This is a genomic window from Streptomyces sp. NEAU-174, from assembly GCF_052665095.1.
In genome coordinates this window covers 388,931-405,295 of sequence record NZ_JBQTCE010000004.1, presented here as the reverse complement: position 1 = coordinate 405,295, position 16,365 = coordinate 388,931, and the positions used below count along the sequence as shown (strand labels likewise).

The 16,365-nt window shown below is 72.7% G+C and carries 1 protein-coding gene (running past one end of the window); it reads left to right on the top strand.

The genetic code is table 11. The features are described 5' to 3' along the window. Positions 1 to 16,365, top strand: partial view of a type I polyketide synthase gene (locus ACT2CW_RS14475; RefSeq protein WP_445516856.1) — the end only. It extends 17,121 nt beyond the left edge of the window; 16,365 of the gene's 33,486 nt are visible here — the last part of the coding sequence; its start codon lies beyond the left edge, outside the window; its stop codon occupies positions 16,363 to 16,365.

Sequence of the window (16,365 nt, the reverse complement as noted above, 5' to 3'; positions counted from 1 at the left end):
GCGTTTTTGGATGGGTTGGCGTGGCGGCGTCGTGGTGTTGGGTTGGTGGCGACGTCGGTGGCGTGGGGGATGTGGGGCGGGGGTGGTATGGCCGTTGGGGGTGAGGAGTTCCTGGTTGAGCGTGGTGTGTCGGGGATGGCTCCGGGGTCGGCGGTCGCTGCGTTGGGGCGGGCGTTGGGTGGGGGTGAGACGGCGCTTGTGGTGGCGGATGTGGATTGGGAGCGGTTCGGGTCGAGGTTCACCGCGTTGCGTCCGAGCCCACTGCTGAGCGAGCTCATCCCCGCCCCGTCCGAACCACTCGCGTCGACGGTGGGTGAGTTCGCGGTCGAGCTGCGCGGATTGCCGCGTGAGGACCGGGACCGTGCGGTCGTGGAGCTCGTACGGACGCATGCCGCCGAGGTGTTGGGCCACCGGAACCCGACTGCGATCGGCCTCGACCGGACGTTCCAGGAGCTGGGCTTTGACTCGCTGACCGCCGTGGAATTGCGGGACCGGCTCGGCACGGCTACGCAGCTGCGATTCCCGGCGTCCGTGATCTTCGACTACCCGACTCCGGCGGCACTCGCCGAGCATGTGTGCGGGGCGGCGCTCGGGCTGGCCGAGGAGGTACAGGTACCGCACACGCCCACCGCGGTGGCCGACGATCCGATCGTGATCATCGGCATGAGCTGCCGATTCCCGGGCGGTGTGGACTCTCCGGAGGCGCTGTGGCGGCTGGTCAGCGCCGGTGGCGACGCCGTATCGTCCTTCCCGTCCGACCGTGGCTGGGACCTGGCCGGTGTGTATGACGCCGACGCCACTCGCTCGGGCCGGTCATACGTCCGCTCGGGTGGGTTCCTCCATGACGCGGCCGAGTTCGACGCCGGATTCTTCGGGATCTCGCCGCGTGAGGCGACCGCGATGGATCCGCAGCAGCGGCTGCTGCTTGAGGCGTCCTGGGAGGCGTTCGAGCGGGCCGGAATCCCGGCCTCGACGCTCAAGGGCAGCCAGACCGGCGTCTTCGTGGGCGCGTCCGCGCAGGGCTATGGCGGCGGGGACGGGCAGGCCACGGAAGGATCCGAGGGATACCTTCTGACCGGCAACGCGGGCAGTGTGGTGTCCGGTCGGGTGGCCTATACGTTCGGGCTGGAGGGCCCGGCGGTCACCGTCGACACGGCGTGCTCGTCCTCGTTGGTGGCGCTGCACTGGGCGGTGCGGGCTCTTCGGTCGGGCGAGTGCTCCCTCGCGCTGGCCGGCGGAGTGACGGTGATGGCGACACCCGCCACCTTTGTGGAGTTCTCGCGTCAGCGTGGGCTGGCCGCCGATGGCCGCTGCAAGTCCTTCGCCGCCGGCGCGGATGGGACGGGCTGGTCCGAGGGTGTCGGGCTGCTGGTGGTGGAGCGCCTGTCGGATGCCGAGCGGAACGGGCATCCGGTGCTGGCCGTTGTCTCCGGCTCCGCGGTCAATCAAGACGGTGCGTCGAATGGTTTGACGGCGCCGAACGGTCCGTCGCAGCAGCGGGTGATCCGGCAGGCGTTGGCGAGTGCGGGGTTGTCGGCGGTGGATGTGGATGCGGTGGAGGCGCATGGTACGGGTACGGCGCTGGGTGATCCGATCGAGGCGCAGGCGCTGCTGGCTACGTACGGGCAGGGCCGGGATGCGGATCGGCCGCTGTGGTTGGGTTCGGTGAAGTCGAACATTGGTCATACGCAGGCTGCGGCGGGTGTGGCTGGTGTGATCAAGATGGTGATGGCGATGCGGCATGGGGTGTTGCCGCGAACGTTGCATGTGGATGAGCCGTCGCCGCACGTGGACTGGTCGGCCGGTGCCGTTGAGTTGTTGAGGGAAGGGGCTGCCTGGCCGGACGTCGATCGGCCGCGTCGGGTGGGAGTGTCGGCGTTCGGGGTGAGTGGGACCAATGCCCATGTGATTGTGGAGCAGGCGCCTGTGGTTGTGGCGGAGCCGCAGGTCGAACGCGTGGAGCTGCCTGCTGTGCCGTGGGTGGTGTCGGGCGCGGATGAGGCGGCGGTACGGGCGCAGGTGGAGCGGTTGCGGGCCTTCGCGGACCGGAATCCGGGTCTGGATCCGGTGGATGTGGGGTGGTCTTTGGTGGCCACTCGGTCTGGGTTGTCGCATCGTGCGGTCGTGGTGGTTGCGGATGGTGAGGAGTTGCTGGGGGCTTTGGAGGGTGCTCCGGTGGTGGGTGTGCCGGTGGGCGGTGGGTTGGGTGTGTTGTTTGCGGGTCAGGGGTCGCAGCGGTTGGGGATGGGGCGTGGGTTGTATGAGGCGTATCCGGTGTTTGCTGCGGTGTGGGATGAGGTGTGTGGGGAGCTGGATCGGTATCTGGATCGGCCGGTGGGTGAGGTGGTGTGGGGTGATGATGCCGGGCTGATCGGGGAGACGGCGTATACGCAGGCGGGGCTGTTTGCGCTGGAGGTGGCGCTGTATCGGTTGATCACCTCGTGGGGTGTGGAGCCGGATTATCTGCTGGGTCATTCGATTGGTGAGTTGGCTGCGGCGTATGTGGCGGGTGTGTGGTCGTTGGAGGATGCGGCGAGGGTGGTGGCTGCTCGGGGTCGTTTGATGCAGGCGTTGCCGTCGGGTGGTGCGATGGTTGCGGTGGCGGCGTCGGAGGATGAGGTGCGGCCGCTGGTGAGTGATGGGGTGGCGGTTGCGGCGGTGAATGGTCCTGAGGCGGTGGTGGTCTCGGGTGATGAGGATGCGGTTCAGGTCGTGGTGGGTGTGTTGGTTGGTCGTGGGGTGCGGACGCGGCGGTTGCGGGTGAGTCATGCGTTTCATTCGGCTCGTATGGACGGCATGCTCGCCGAGTTCGGTGAGGTGCTTCGGAGCGTGGAGTTCCGTGCTCCGAGTGTGCCCGTCGTATCGAACGTGTCGGGAGCGGTGGTGGGTGAGGAGTTGTGTTCGCCGGAGTACTGGGTGCGGCATGTGCGGGAGACGGTCCGATTCGCCGATGGTCTGGACGCCCTCCGCGAGCAGGGGGTCGGTTCGTTCCTGGAGCTCGGACCGGATGGCACGTTGACCGCATTGGTCGACGGCGATGGGGTGTCGGCGCTGCGCCGGGACCGTCCGGAGCCCCTGGCCGTCATGGCTGCTCTGGGCGGGCTGTACGTCCGGGGTGTGGAGGTGGACTGGGACGCGGTGTTCCCCGGCGGTCGGCGGGTCGATCTCCCCACCTACGCGTTCCAACGGCAGCGGTTCTGGTTGGAGTCGGCCTCGGACCAGCCCGCGACCAGCGTCGTTGACACGGTGTTCTGGGACGCGGTCGAGCGTGGGGACGCGCGGGCGCTGGGCATTGATGAGGAACAGCCGTTGAGTGCCGTACTGCCTGCCTTGGCATCGTGGCGGAGGGCGCGGCAGGAGCAATCGGTTATCGATGGCTGGCGTTACCGGCTCGGCTGGACGCCGGTTCCGGCGGTGTCCGGGGAGGCAAGCCTCACTGGCACGTGGCTGGTCGTGGCCGAGCGGGGTGCGGACGGCACCGATGTGGCTGCCGCGCTGCGGGCTGCGGGGGCCGATGCGCGAGTTGTGACGTCGGCGGAACTGGGCGAGGTCGCGGCTGCGGGCGTGGTGTCGTTGCTGCCGGTCGAGGGCACGGTGTCGCTGCTGCAAGCCCTTGTGGCAGCTGAGGTCGATGCCCCGTTGTGGTGCGTCACGCGCGGTGGCGTCTCGGCGGTCGACGGAGACTTGGTGGATCCCGACCAGGCCGGAATCTGGGGTCTGGGCCGGGTGATCGGTCTGGAGCATCCGGACCGTTGGGGCGGGCTGATCGACCTGCCTGCCGAACTGGACGATCGCACTGAGGAAGCGCTGGTCGGCATTCTCGCGGGGGACTCCGGTGAGGATCAGATAGCCATCCGTGCCACCGGCACATGGGGCGCCCGTCTGACGCGGGCGGCGGGCGAGGCACCGACCAAATGGCGTGGGCGTGGTGCCGCGCTGGTCACCGGTGGTACGGGTGCGCTGGGTCGTCAGGTGGCGCGCTGGCTGGTGGACAGCGGCGTGGAGCGGGTCGTACTGACGAGCCGCCGGGGTGCCGAGGCGCGCGGTGCTGCCGAGCTGGTGGCCGAGTTGGGGAGCCGCGTGCGGGTCGTGGCCTGTGATGTCGGTGATCGTGAGGCGCTCGCGGCTGTTCTGGCGACGGTTCCGGATGTGCGCACCATCGTGCATGCGGCGGGCGTCCTCGACGACGGGGTGCTCGAGTCGCTGTCCCCCGAGCGGATCCGTGCCGTGATGCGGGCGAAGGCCGACGGCGCCCGCCATCTGCACGAGTTGACCCGTGACACCGACCTCGACGCCTTCGTGTTGTTCTCTTCGGCTGCCGGGACCGTGGGCAATGCGGGGCAGGGGAGCTATGCGGCGGCCAACGCCGTTCTGGACGGGTTGGCGTGGCGGCGCCGGGCCGAGGGTCTGGTGGCCACTTCGGTGGCCTGGGGAGCCTGGGCCGAATCCGGTATGGCTGCGGAGGTGGCGCGGTCGCAGGGCATGGATCCGAGGTCGGCGCTCGCCGCCCTGGGGCTGGTGCTGGCCGCTGACGAGACCACGGTGATGGTGGCCGACATCGACTGGGCGACCTTCGGGGCCCGGTTCACCGCCGCACGGCCGAGCCCGCTGCTCAGCGAGTTGCTCGGCGACGGATCCGGGTCGACCGAGGCGGCCGGCGGCGAACCGGCCGACGCGTTCGCCGCCCGCCTGGAGGTCATGCCCGAGCGGGAGCGGGCGGCCACCGTGCTGGACCTCGTCCGTGCGCATGTGGCCGCCGTCCTGGGACACACGGCATCCGAGGCGATCGACCCGGCCCGGCCCTTCCAGGAGATCGGTTTCGACTCGCTCACCGCGGTGGAGCTGCGGAACCGGCTCACCGCGGCCACCGGGGTACGGTTCCCGGCTTCCGTGATCTACGACTACCCGACCCCGGCCGCGCTCGCCGAGCACATGTGCCGGGAGGCGCTGGGCCTGGGCGGACGGACACCAGCCCCGGTGGCGCCACGTCCGGTGGACGACGAACCCATCGCCATCATCGGGATGAGCTGCCGTTTCCCCGGCGGGGTGAGCTCGCCGGAGGACCTGTGGAGGCTGCTGGCCGAGGGCCGTGACGCCGTGTCGGAGTTCCCGGCGGACCGTGGCTGGAACCTGGCCGAGCTGTACGACCCCGATCCCGACCACCCCGGCTCCTCGTACGTCCGGGCGGGCGGATTCCTCGATGACGCGGCCGCGTTCGACCCCGGCTTCTTCGGGATTTCGCCGCGCGAGGCGCTCGCGATGGACCCGCAGCAGCGGCTGTTGCTGGAGGTCGCCTGGGAGGCGTTCGAGCGCGCCCATATGTCCCTCGCCACCCTCAAGGGCAGCCGGACCGGTGTGTTCGTCGGGACCAACGGCCAGGACTACGCCGCTCTGGCGAGCGGGGCCCCGCGGAGCGCGGAAGGGTATCTGGGCACGGGCAGCGCCGCCAGTGTCGCCTCGGGCCGGCTGGCGTACACCTTCGGCCTCGAGGGCCCGGCGGTCACCGTGGACACCGCCTGCTCGTCGTCGCTGGTCGCGCTGCACCTCGCCGCACAGGCCCTGCGCTCCGGCGAATGCTCCTTGGCCTTGGCCGGCGGTGCGACCGTCATGGCCACTCCGGCGGCCTTCCTGGAATTCTCCCGTCAGCGCGCGCTGGCGGCCGATGGGCGCTGCAAGGCGTTCGCGGCGGCGGCGGACGGCACCGGCTGGGGTGAGGGCGTCGGCATGCTCCTGGTGGAGCGGCTCTCCGACGCGGAGCGCAACGGCCACCGGGTGCTGGCGGTGATGCGTGGCTCCGCCGTCAACCAGGACGGCGCGTCCAACGGGCTCACGGCGCCGAACGGCCCGTCGCAGCAGCGAGTGATCCGTCAGGCCCTGGCGAACGCCCGGCTGTCCGCCACGGACATCGACGTGGTGGAGGCACACGGCACCGGCACCAGCCTCGGCGACCCGATCGAGGCGCAGGCACTGCTCGCCACGTACGGTCAGGACCGGCCCGAGAACAAGCCACTGTGGCTCGGCTCGGTGAAGTCCAACATCGGTCACACTCAGGCGGCCGCCGGCGTGGCCGGTGTGATCAAGATGGTCATGGCCATGCGACACGGTGTACTGCCGCGGACCCTGCATGTCGACTCGCCCTCGCCCCACGTGGACTGGGCGTCGGGCCAGGTCGAGTTGCTCGTCGAGACGAGGGAGTGGCCGCGGACCGGCGCTCCTCGCCGGGCGGGTGTGTCCTCGTTCGGGGTCAGTGGCACCAACGCCCATGTGATCGTCGAGCAGGGGCCGGTGGTGGCCCGGCCCGATCGGGAGTCGGTGCGCGAGCCGTCACCGCCCGTACCGTGGGTGCTGTCAGGTGCGGGGGAGGCCGGGCTGAGGGCCCAGGCCGAGCGCCTGGCGTCCTTCATCGACGCCCATCCGGGCCTGGATCCCGCCGATGTCGGGTGGACGCTGGTGGCCGGCCGTTCGCGTCAGTCGCACCGCGCCGTCGTGGTGGGTGCGGACCTCGCGGAGCTACGACGTGGACTGGACGCCGTCGCGACCAGTGGCGCCGCCCGGACCGGCCGCAAGGTGGTGTTCGTCTTCCCTGGCCAAGGGTCGCAGTGGGCCGGAATGGCCTTGGAACTGCTGGAGCATTCGCCGGTGTTCGCGGAGAGGATGCGTGAATGCGCCGATGCGCTCGCGCCGTTCGTCGAGTGGTCGCTGTTCGATGTGCTGGGTGATGAGGAGGCACTCGGCCGGGTTGATGTGGTGCAGCCGGTGTTGTGGGCGGTGATGGTGTCGCTGGCCGAGCTGTGGCGTTCGTATGGTGTGGTGCCGTCCGCGGTGGTGGGTCACTCGCAGGGGGAGATCGCGGCGGCGTGCGTGGCCGGTGGGTTGTCGCTGGAGGACGGTGCCCGGGTGGTGGCCTGCCGGAGCAAGGCGCTGCTCGCCTTGTCGGGGCGGGGCGGGATGGTGTCAGTTCCGGTGCCCGCCGACCGGCTGCGTGAGCGTCCGGGGTTGTCGGTGGCGGCGGTGAACGGCCCGTCCTCGACAGTGGTGTCCGGCGGCGACGAGGTGCTGGAGGCGGTGCTCGCGGAGTTCCCGGAGGCCAAACGGATTCCGGTGGACTACGCCTCGCACTCCCCGCAGGTGGCCGAGATCCAGCGGGAGCTGGCGGACGTGCTGGCGCCGGTCCGGCCGCGCGGTGGACAGGTCGCTTTCCACTCGACGGTGACCGGACGGCTTACCGACACCAGCGAACTCGACGCCGACTACTGGTACCGCAACCTCCGGCACACGGTGGAATTCCAGAGCACTGTCGAGGCGCTGATGAACCAGGGTCACACCGTGTTCGTCGAGGTGAGCCCGCACCCCGTGCTGACCATCGGCATCCAGGACACCGCCGAGGCCCCAGGCACCGCAGGCACCCCCGACACCGCGGAAGCCACCGGCGCCCCCGACACCGCGGACGCCGCCGACGTCACCGGCGCCGATATCGTCGTCACCGGATCGCTGCGCCGCGACGACGGTGGCCCCGCCCGCTTCCTCGCCGCCCTCGGCGATCTCCACACCCGGGGCGTGGACGTGGACTGGCGCCCGGTCTTCACCGGAGCCCGGACGGTGGACCTTCCCACCTACGCCTTCCAACGGGAACGCTTCTGGCTGAAGCCCGCGCGGGCGGTGACCCAGGCGTCCGGGCTGGGCCTCGGCGATATCGAGCACCCCCTGCTGGGCGCGGTACTGCCCCTGCCCGGGGACGAGGGCGGCGTGCTGACCGGACTGCTCTCCCTGGACGGACAGCCCTGGCTGGCCCACCACATGGTGCGGGACACGGTGGTCTTCCCCGGCACGGGATTCGTCGAACTCGCCTTGCAGGCCGGTCAGCACTTCGGCCACTCGGTGGTGGAGGAGCTGACCCTGGAGACCCCGCTGGTGGTGCCGGACCAGGGCGGGGTCCAGGTCCAGGTGGCCGTCTCGGCGGCGGACGAACGGGGCCGGAGGCCGGTCACGGTGCACTCGTGCCGTGCCGGGGATTGGTTGCTGCACGCCTCGGGCACCCTCAGCGCCACCGGAGTCCTCGGCGTCACCGGAGCCCTCGACGTCACCGAGCCGCGCCCCGCCGAGGTGGCCCGGCCCCTGGACGTCTGGCCGCCCGAGGGCGCGCGCAGCCTCGATGTCTCGGGGATGTACGAGGCGATGGCGGAGCGCGGCTACGGGTACGGTCCCGCTTTCCAAGGGCTGCGCGCCGCGTGGACACGGGACGACGAGATCTACGCCGAAGTGGCTCTGGAGCCGGAGGCACAGGACGTGGCGGCGCGGTGCGGTGTGCATCCGGCCCTGCTCGACGCCGCGCTGCACGGAGTGGGGCTCGGCCACTTCCTCACCGACCCCGGCCAGGCGTATCTGCCGTTCTCCTGGAGCGGGGTGGCGCTGCGCGCGGTCGGCGCCTCCGCCATCCGCGTGGTGCTCTCCCCGGCCGGTACGGACGCGGTGTCGCTGGAGGTGACAGACCCGACGGGAGCGCCCGTGCTGTCGGTGGCGTCGCTCTCGTTGCGTCCGCTGTCCAGCGGGCGGATCGCGGACACCCGAGGGGTGGACCAGGATTCGCTGTACCGCGTGGACTGGGTCGAGATGCCGCTGCCGACCGCCCTGGCAGGCTCGGCCCTGGCCGAGTACGACGCCCTGGCCGAGTACGACGCCCCGGCCACGTTCGACGCCCCGGCCGAGTACGACGTTCTCGCCCCCGACGCCCCCGACGGCCCCCACGCCCCCGACAACCCCGACGCCCCCGTGCCCGACATGGTGGTGCTGCCGTGTGAGTCGGCCGGTGACGCGGTGTCCACCGTCGTGTGCCGGGCGCTGGCGGCGGTACGGCGATGGCTCGCCGACGAGCGCTGTGCCCGGTCGCGGCTGGCCGTGCTGACGCGCGGCGCGATGGCGACCGCTCCCGGCGAGAGCGTCGAAGACCTCGGCGGGGCAGCGGTCTGGGGCCTGCTCCGCAGCGCACAGGCCGAGCATCCGGACCGCTTCGTCCTCGTCGACCACGACGGCCACCAGGATTCCCGTACGGTGCTCGCCGCCGCGCTGGCCGCCGCGGCGGACGGCGGCCATGCGCATCTCGCGCTGCGCCGTGGCCGTGTCCTGACGCCTCAGCTCGCTCCGCTCACCCCGTCCGCGACCGCCCTGTCCACCATCACACCGCCCGCCGCCACACCGTCCATCCCCACCCCACCCGCCGCCACCCCGACCACCCCGGAGGCCGCGGCACCCTGGCGGATTGACGTCACCAGCCAGGGCACGCTGGAGAATCTGGCCGCCGTCCCCTGTCCGGAGGCCGCCGGTGTCCTCGGCGCCGGACAGGTGCGGGTGGCGATGCACGCGGCCGGGGTGAACTTCCGGGACGTCGTCGTCGCCCTCGGCATGATCCCCGGCCAGGACGTCATCGGCAGCGAGGGCGCCGGAGTGGTGCTCGACACCGGCCCCGGCGTGTCCGGCCTGGCGCCCGGTGACCGCGTGATGGGTCTGTTCTCCGGGGCGTTCGGCCCCGTGGCGGTGACCGATCACCGGCTGTTGGCGCGGCTGCCGGAAGGCTGGTCGTTCGCCGACGCCGCGGCCACGCCGGTGGTGTTCCTGACCGCCATGTACGGGCTGATGGACCTGGCCGGTCTGCGACCCGGTGAATCGGTGCTGGTGCACTCGGCCGCGGGCGGGGTGGGCATGGCCGCGACACAGGTGGCCCGCTGGCTCGGCGCCGAGGTGTACGCCACCGCGAGCCCCGGGAAGTGGGACGCGCTGCGCGCCGGGGGAGTGGCGGACGACCGGATCGCCTCGTCCCGCACCTTGGAGTTCGCCGACCGCTTCGGCCGGGTGGACGTGGTGCTGAACTCGCTGGCGGGCGAGTACGTGGACGCCTCGCTCGGCCTGCTCGCCGACGGTGGCCGTTTCCTGGAGATGGGCAAGACCGACATCCGCGACGGTGAGCGCGTGGCCGCCGAGCACGGGGTGCGGTACCGGGCGTTCGACCTCATGGACGCGGGGCCCGACCGGGTCGGGGAACTGCTCCGGCTGCTGGTGTCGCTCTTCGAGCGAGGGATCTTCACCGCGCTGCCGATCCGCGCCTGGGACGTCCGGCAGGCGGGTGACGCGCTGCGCTTCCTCTCGCAGGCACGCCACATCGGCAAGCTGGTGCTGTCCATTCCGCAGCCGCTGCGGGACGGGGACACCGTGCTCATCACCGGCGGCACCGGCACACTGGGCGGGCTGGTCGCCCGTCATCTGGTCGAACGGCACGGAGTACGGGATGTCGTCCTGGCCGCCCGGCGCGGGCCGGACGCCCCGGGCGCGGCCGAACTCGCCGCCGACCTGCGCGAATACGGCGCCCAGGTGCGGGTGGTGGCCTGTGACGTGGCCGACCGGGACCAGCTGGCACGGCTGCTGGACACCGTCTCCGGCCTGCGGATGGTGGTGCACACCGCGGGTGTGCTCGACGACGGGGTGATCGAGTCGCTCACCCCGGAGCGGGTGCGCGAGGTCCTGAGGCCGAAGGTGGACGCCGCGTGGCATCTGCACGAGCTGACGGCCGGTCGTGACCTGGCGGAATTCGTGGTGTTCTCCTCCGCCGCTGGTGTTCTGGGAAGCCCCGGGCAGGGCGCCTACGCGGCGGCCAACGCCTGGCTGGACGCGTTGATGGCGCACCGCAGGGCCGCCGGGCTGCCGGGTCTCTCCGTGGCCTGGGGGCTGTGGGCCGAGCGCAGCGGGATGACCGGCCATCTGTCGGACCGGGATCTCGCCCGGATGGCCAGGGCCGGTGCCACGCCGCTCGCCACCGATCAGGGGCTCCGGCTCCTGGACAGCGCCAGGGCGGCCACCGAGGCGCTCGTGCTGGCCACACCGCTGGACGCCACGGCGCTGCGGGCACAGGCCGGCGCCGGGGCGCTGCCCGCGCTCTTCCGCGGTCTGGTCCGTGCGCCGATCCGCCGCGCGTCCGGCGCGGGCCCGGTGGAGGACGAGTCGTCGCTGCGCGGCCGGATGGCCGCGATGCCGGTCGCCGAGCGCGAACGGCTGGTGCTGGACCTGGTCCGTACGCAGGTGGCGACCGTGCTGGGGCACGGCACCCCCGCCGCGGTCGACACGGCGCGCACGTTCGCGGAGACCGGGTTCGACTCGCTCACGGCCGTCGAGCTGCGCAACCGGCTGCGCACCGCCACCGGGGTCAGGCTGTCGGCCACCGCGATCTTCGACTATCCGACACCGGCGGTCCTGGCCGGTCATCTCCTCCGGGAGCTGGACGGCACCGTCGGCGAGGCCGTGGCGCGGCCCGCCGCCCCGGCCGCCGCCACCGACCGGGACCCGATCGTGATCGTAGGAATGGCCTGCCGCTATCCGGGCGGAGTGACGTCGCCCGAGGAGTTGTGGGAGCTGCTCGCCGCCGGGCGCGACGCGGTCGCGGATCTGCCGGACGACCGGGGCTGGGACCTGGACGGCCTGTACAGCGCCGATCCGGACAGCTCGGGCACCTCGTACGTCCGCGCCGGTGGCTTCGTGTACGACGCGGGCGAGTTCGACGCCGACTTCTTCGGCATCTCGCCGCGCGAGGCGCTCGCGATGGATCCGCAGCAGCGGCTGCTGCTGGAAGTGGCCTGGGAGACGGTGGAGCGGGCCGGTATCCCGGCGGCGTCGCTGAAGGGGAGCCAGACCGGGGTGTTCGTCGGTGCCGCCGCACAGGGCTACGGAACGGGGGCCGGGCAGGCGGCGGAGGGATCCGAGGGCTACTTCCTGACCGGTGGCGCGGGCAGCGTGGTCTCCGGCCGGCTCTCGTACACCTTCGGCCTGGAGGGGCCGGCGGTCACCGTGGACACCGCCTGCTCGTCGTCGCTGGTCGCGCTGCACCTGGCGGCGCAGGCCCTGCGGTCCGGTGAGTGCTCGCTGGCACTGGCCGGCGGGGTGACGGTGATGGCCACCCCGGGCATCTTCGTGGAGTTCTCCCGTCAGCGCGGACTGGCCGCCGACGGCCGCTGCAAGGCGTTCGCCGACGCGGCGGACGGCACCGGCTGGGGCGAGGGCGTCGGCATGCTGCTGCTGGAGCGGCTGTCCGACGCCCGCCGCAACGGCCACCGGGTCCTGGCGGTCGTACGGGGCTCCGCCGTCAACCAGGACGGCGCCTCGAACGGCCTGACGGCGCCGAACGGGCCCGCGCAGCAGCGGGTGATCCGGGCCGCGCTGGCGAACGCCGACCTGGCCGCGTCGGACGTGGACGCGGTGGAGGCACACGGCACCGGCACCAGCCTGGGCGACCCGATCGAGGCACAGGCGCTGCTGGCCACCTACGGGCAGGAACGCGAACGGCCGCTGCTGCTGGGCTCGGTCAAGTCGAACATCGGGCACACCCAGTCGGCCGCGGGAGTGGCCGGTGTGATCAAGATGGTGCTGGCGATGCGGCACAAGACACTGCCCCGGACCCTGCACGTGGACGAGCCGTCGACCCATGTGGACTGGTCGGCCGGCGCGGTGGAGCTGCTGACCGGGCCCGCGGAGTGGCCGGGGACCTCCCGTCCCCGCCGGGCCGGGGTGTCCTCGTTCGGGGTGAGCGGGACCAACGCCCATGTGATCCTCGAACAGCCACCCGTGGAGGCGGAGTCCGGGCCCGAACCGCAGCCGGCACCCGAGCGGGCCCCGGCGGTGGTGCCATGGGTGCTCTCCGGCCAGGGCGAGCGCGGACTGCGGGCGCAGGCGGCCCGGTTGCGGTCCTTCCTGGCCGCGCGCCCCGAGTCCGGCCCGGCCGACGTGGGCTGGTCGCTGGCCGCCACCCGTTCGGCGCTCTCGCACCGGGCCGCGGTGGTCGGGGCGGACCGGGCGGAGCTGCTGGCCGGACTGGCCGCGCTGGCGGCCGGCGAGCCCGCGCCGGGCGTGGTCCTGGGCACCGCGGACCCGGGCCGGGTGGGCGTGCTGTTCGCCGGGCAAGGTACGCAACGGACCGGTATGGGGCGTGAGTTGTACCAGACGTTCCCGGTTTTCGCGGCGGCGTGGGACGAGGTGTGCGCCGCGCTCGACCCGCATCTGGACCGTCCGCTCGGCGAGGTGGTGACGGACACCACCGGCGCGCTGGACGCCACCGCGTACACGCAGGCGGGCCTGTTCGCCCTCGAAGTGTCGCTGTTCCGGCTGGTGTCCTCCTGGGGGGTGCGGCCGGACTATCTGCTGGGCCACTCCATCGGCGAGCTGGCGGCCGCGCATGTGGCCGGTCTGTGGTCGCTGGAGGACGCCGCCAAGGTGGTGGCGGCCCGGGGCCGACTCATGGGCGCGCTGCCGCCGGGCGGGGCGATGGTGGCCCTGGCCGCGCCGGAGGACCAGGTACGGCCGTTCCTGACCGACCGGATCGCCCTCGCGGCCGTGAACGGGCCGTCGTCGGTCGTGGTGTCCGGGGACGAGGACGCGGTGTGCGGGGTGGCCGAGGAGTTCGCCGCCCGTGGGGTGAAGACGCGGCGGCTGCGGGTCGGCCACGCCTTCCACTCGCCGCTGATGGACGAGATGCTCATCGCGTACGCCGACGTACTCGACACGGTGGACTTCCGCACCCCGCGGATTCCGGTGGTGTCGAACCTCTCCGGTGCGGTGGCGGGGGAGGAGCTGTGCTCCCCCGCCTACTGGGTGCGGCAGGTGCGGGAGACGGTGCGGTTCGCCGCCGGGCTGGAGCGGCTGCGGGAGCTCGGCACGGGCACCTTCCTCGAACTCGGGCCGGACGGCACCCTCACCGCCCTGGCCCAGGCCCAGGTCACCGGGGCGGACGCCGAGTTCATCCCCACTCTGCGCGCCGACCGGCCCGAGCCGGTCACGGTCACCACCGCCCTCGCCCAGTTGCACACGCACGGTGTGGAGCCGGACTGGTCCGCGGTCTTCCCCGGCGCCCGCCGGGCCGAGCTGCCGACCTACGCCTTCCAGCGCTCCCGCTTCTGGCTGGAGCCCTCCCGCACCCCCGGCGACGCGGCCGACCTCGGGCTCGGCGCGCTGGACCATCCGCTGGTCGGTGCGAGGGTGCCGCTGCCCGACGCGGACGGCGTTCTGCTCACCGGCCGCGTCTCCGCCGACGCCCACTCGTGGCTGGCCGGTCAGCGGACGCTGGGCGTGCCCCTGTTCCCGGCGACCGGCTTCCTGGAACTGGTGCTCCAGGCGGGGCTCCAGTGCGACTGCCGGACGGTGGACGAACTCACCATCCATGAACCACTCGTCCTCCCCGAGCGGGGCGGGGTCGAGGTGCAGGTGTCCGTCCGTGGCGCCGACGAGTCCGGGCGCCGCCCGGTCACCGTGTACTGCCGCCGCGACCAGCGGTGGATCCGGTATGCCACGGCCGTCCTCGGCGCGGACCTGCCGCCCGCGCCGGAGCGGCGCCCCGAGCCCTGGCCGCCCACCGGCGCCCGGCCGCTGGAGTCCGGCGGGACACCGGCGTGGCGCCGTGACGACGAGGTCTTCCTGGACATCGAGCTGCCCGAGGTGGCCGGGGCCGGGGCCGAACGCTGGACGCTCCATCCCGCCCTGCTCGAACAGGCGTTGCGCGGGGAGGCGCTGACAGGGCTGGTGACCGCGGCCGAGGGGACCCATCTGCCGTTCTCCTGGACGGGGATCACCCTGCACACGACGGGTGCCACGAGGCTGCGCGCCACCCTCGCGTCCGTCGGCCCGGACACGGTCTCCCTCCACGTGGCCGACGCCGCCGGAACCCCCGTGCTGTCGGTGGACTCGCTGGTGCTCCGCCCGGTGTCCGGACATCGGCTGCGCCAGGCCAACGCGGCACTGTTCCGGCCGGTGTGGGCGGCTTGCCGTACGCGGACCGAACCGGACACCGGCCCCGTCCGGTGGGGGCTCGTCGGCGACCCGGACGCCTGGAAACCGGACACGCTCGGCGCGCCGGTCGCGCTGTATCCGGACCTGTCGGCCGTCGAGGACGTACCGGACGTCATCCTCCTCCCGTGCGTATCCGAGGGCGGAACGGCGTCCGAGGTGGCCGTCCGGGTGTCCGAGGCCGTGCGGACGTGGCGGGCCGGGGAGCGGTTCGCCACCTCACGCCTGGTGCTGGTGACCCGGGGCGCGCTCGCCACGGCGGCCGGTGAGGACGTCGAGGACCTGGCCGCGGCCGCGGTGTGGTCGCTGGTCGAGCCGCTCCAGGCGGCCGAGGCGGGACGGCTGACACTCGTCGACACCGATGCGTGTGATCTGCGTATGCTGCCCGCCGCGGTGGCCGTGGGGGAGGACCGGGTCGCGGTCCGGGCGGGAGCGGTGCTGGTACCGGACCTGGCCACGCCGGCGGCCACCGCGCAGGATCCGGCGGCCTGGGGCCGGGGGACGGTGCTGGTCACCGGTGGGTCGGCCATGGCCGTCGCCCGGCACCTGGTCGCCGAACAGGGTGTGCGGGACTTGGTCCTGGCCGGGGACGGCGACGTCCTGGCCGGGGACGGCGACATGGCCGAACTGGCGGCACTCGGAGCCACGGTTCGGCTCGCCCCGTGTGATCCGGCGGACGGTCAGGCGCTGGCGGCGCTGCTGGAGGGGATTCCCGGACTGCGGAGCGTGGTGCACACCGCGGCCGACGCCCCGGAGCGGACCCGGGCCGGCGCGCTCTCGCCGGAACCCCTGCGGGCGCGGCTGCGGTCGGGGGTGGAGGCGGCCTGGAACCTGCACCTGGCCACGCGGGACCTGGAACTGGACCGCTTTGTGCTGTTCACCTCCGCAGACGGGACACTGGGCCCCGGGTACGCCGACGCGCTGGCCGCACACCGGCGGGCTCGCGGACTGCCCGCGGTGTCCGTCTCCACCGATCTGGGCCTCGCCCTGTTCGACGAGGCATGCGCCGGGCCCGGGGAGGCGGTCCGGGTCACCACCGCCGCGCCGGTCCCCGCACGCACCGAAGCCGACCGGCAGCCGGTGGAACAACCCCCGGCGGCCGAGGCTTCCGCGACCACGCTGCTGGAGCGGCTGGCCGGGCGGACGGAGGACGAGCAGGACGAGATCCTGCTGGAGCTGGTCCGTGGCCAGGTCGCCATGGTGCTCGGCCATCCCGACGCCGCCATGGTCGACCCGGACCGAGGCTTCGTGGACATGGGCTTCGACTCGGTGGCGTCCGTGAAGCTCCGCAACCAGCTGGCCGGGGCCACCCGGCTCGACCTGCCCGCCAGCCTCACCTTCGACCACCCCACGGCCGTCGATCTCGCCCGCCATCTGCGCGCCGAAATGCTGCCCGACGACGCGGCGGCCGCCATTCTCGTGCTCGAAGAGCTCAACAAGCTCGACGATTCGATCCTCGTGCTCGACCCGGGAAGCGCGGCACGGGTGCGGATCTCGGCCCTGCTCCAGGACCTGACCGCGAAATGGGTCGAGCGGACGGATCGTTCATGA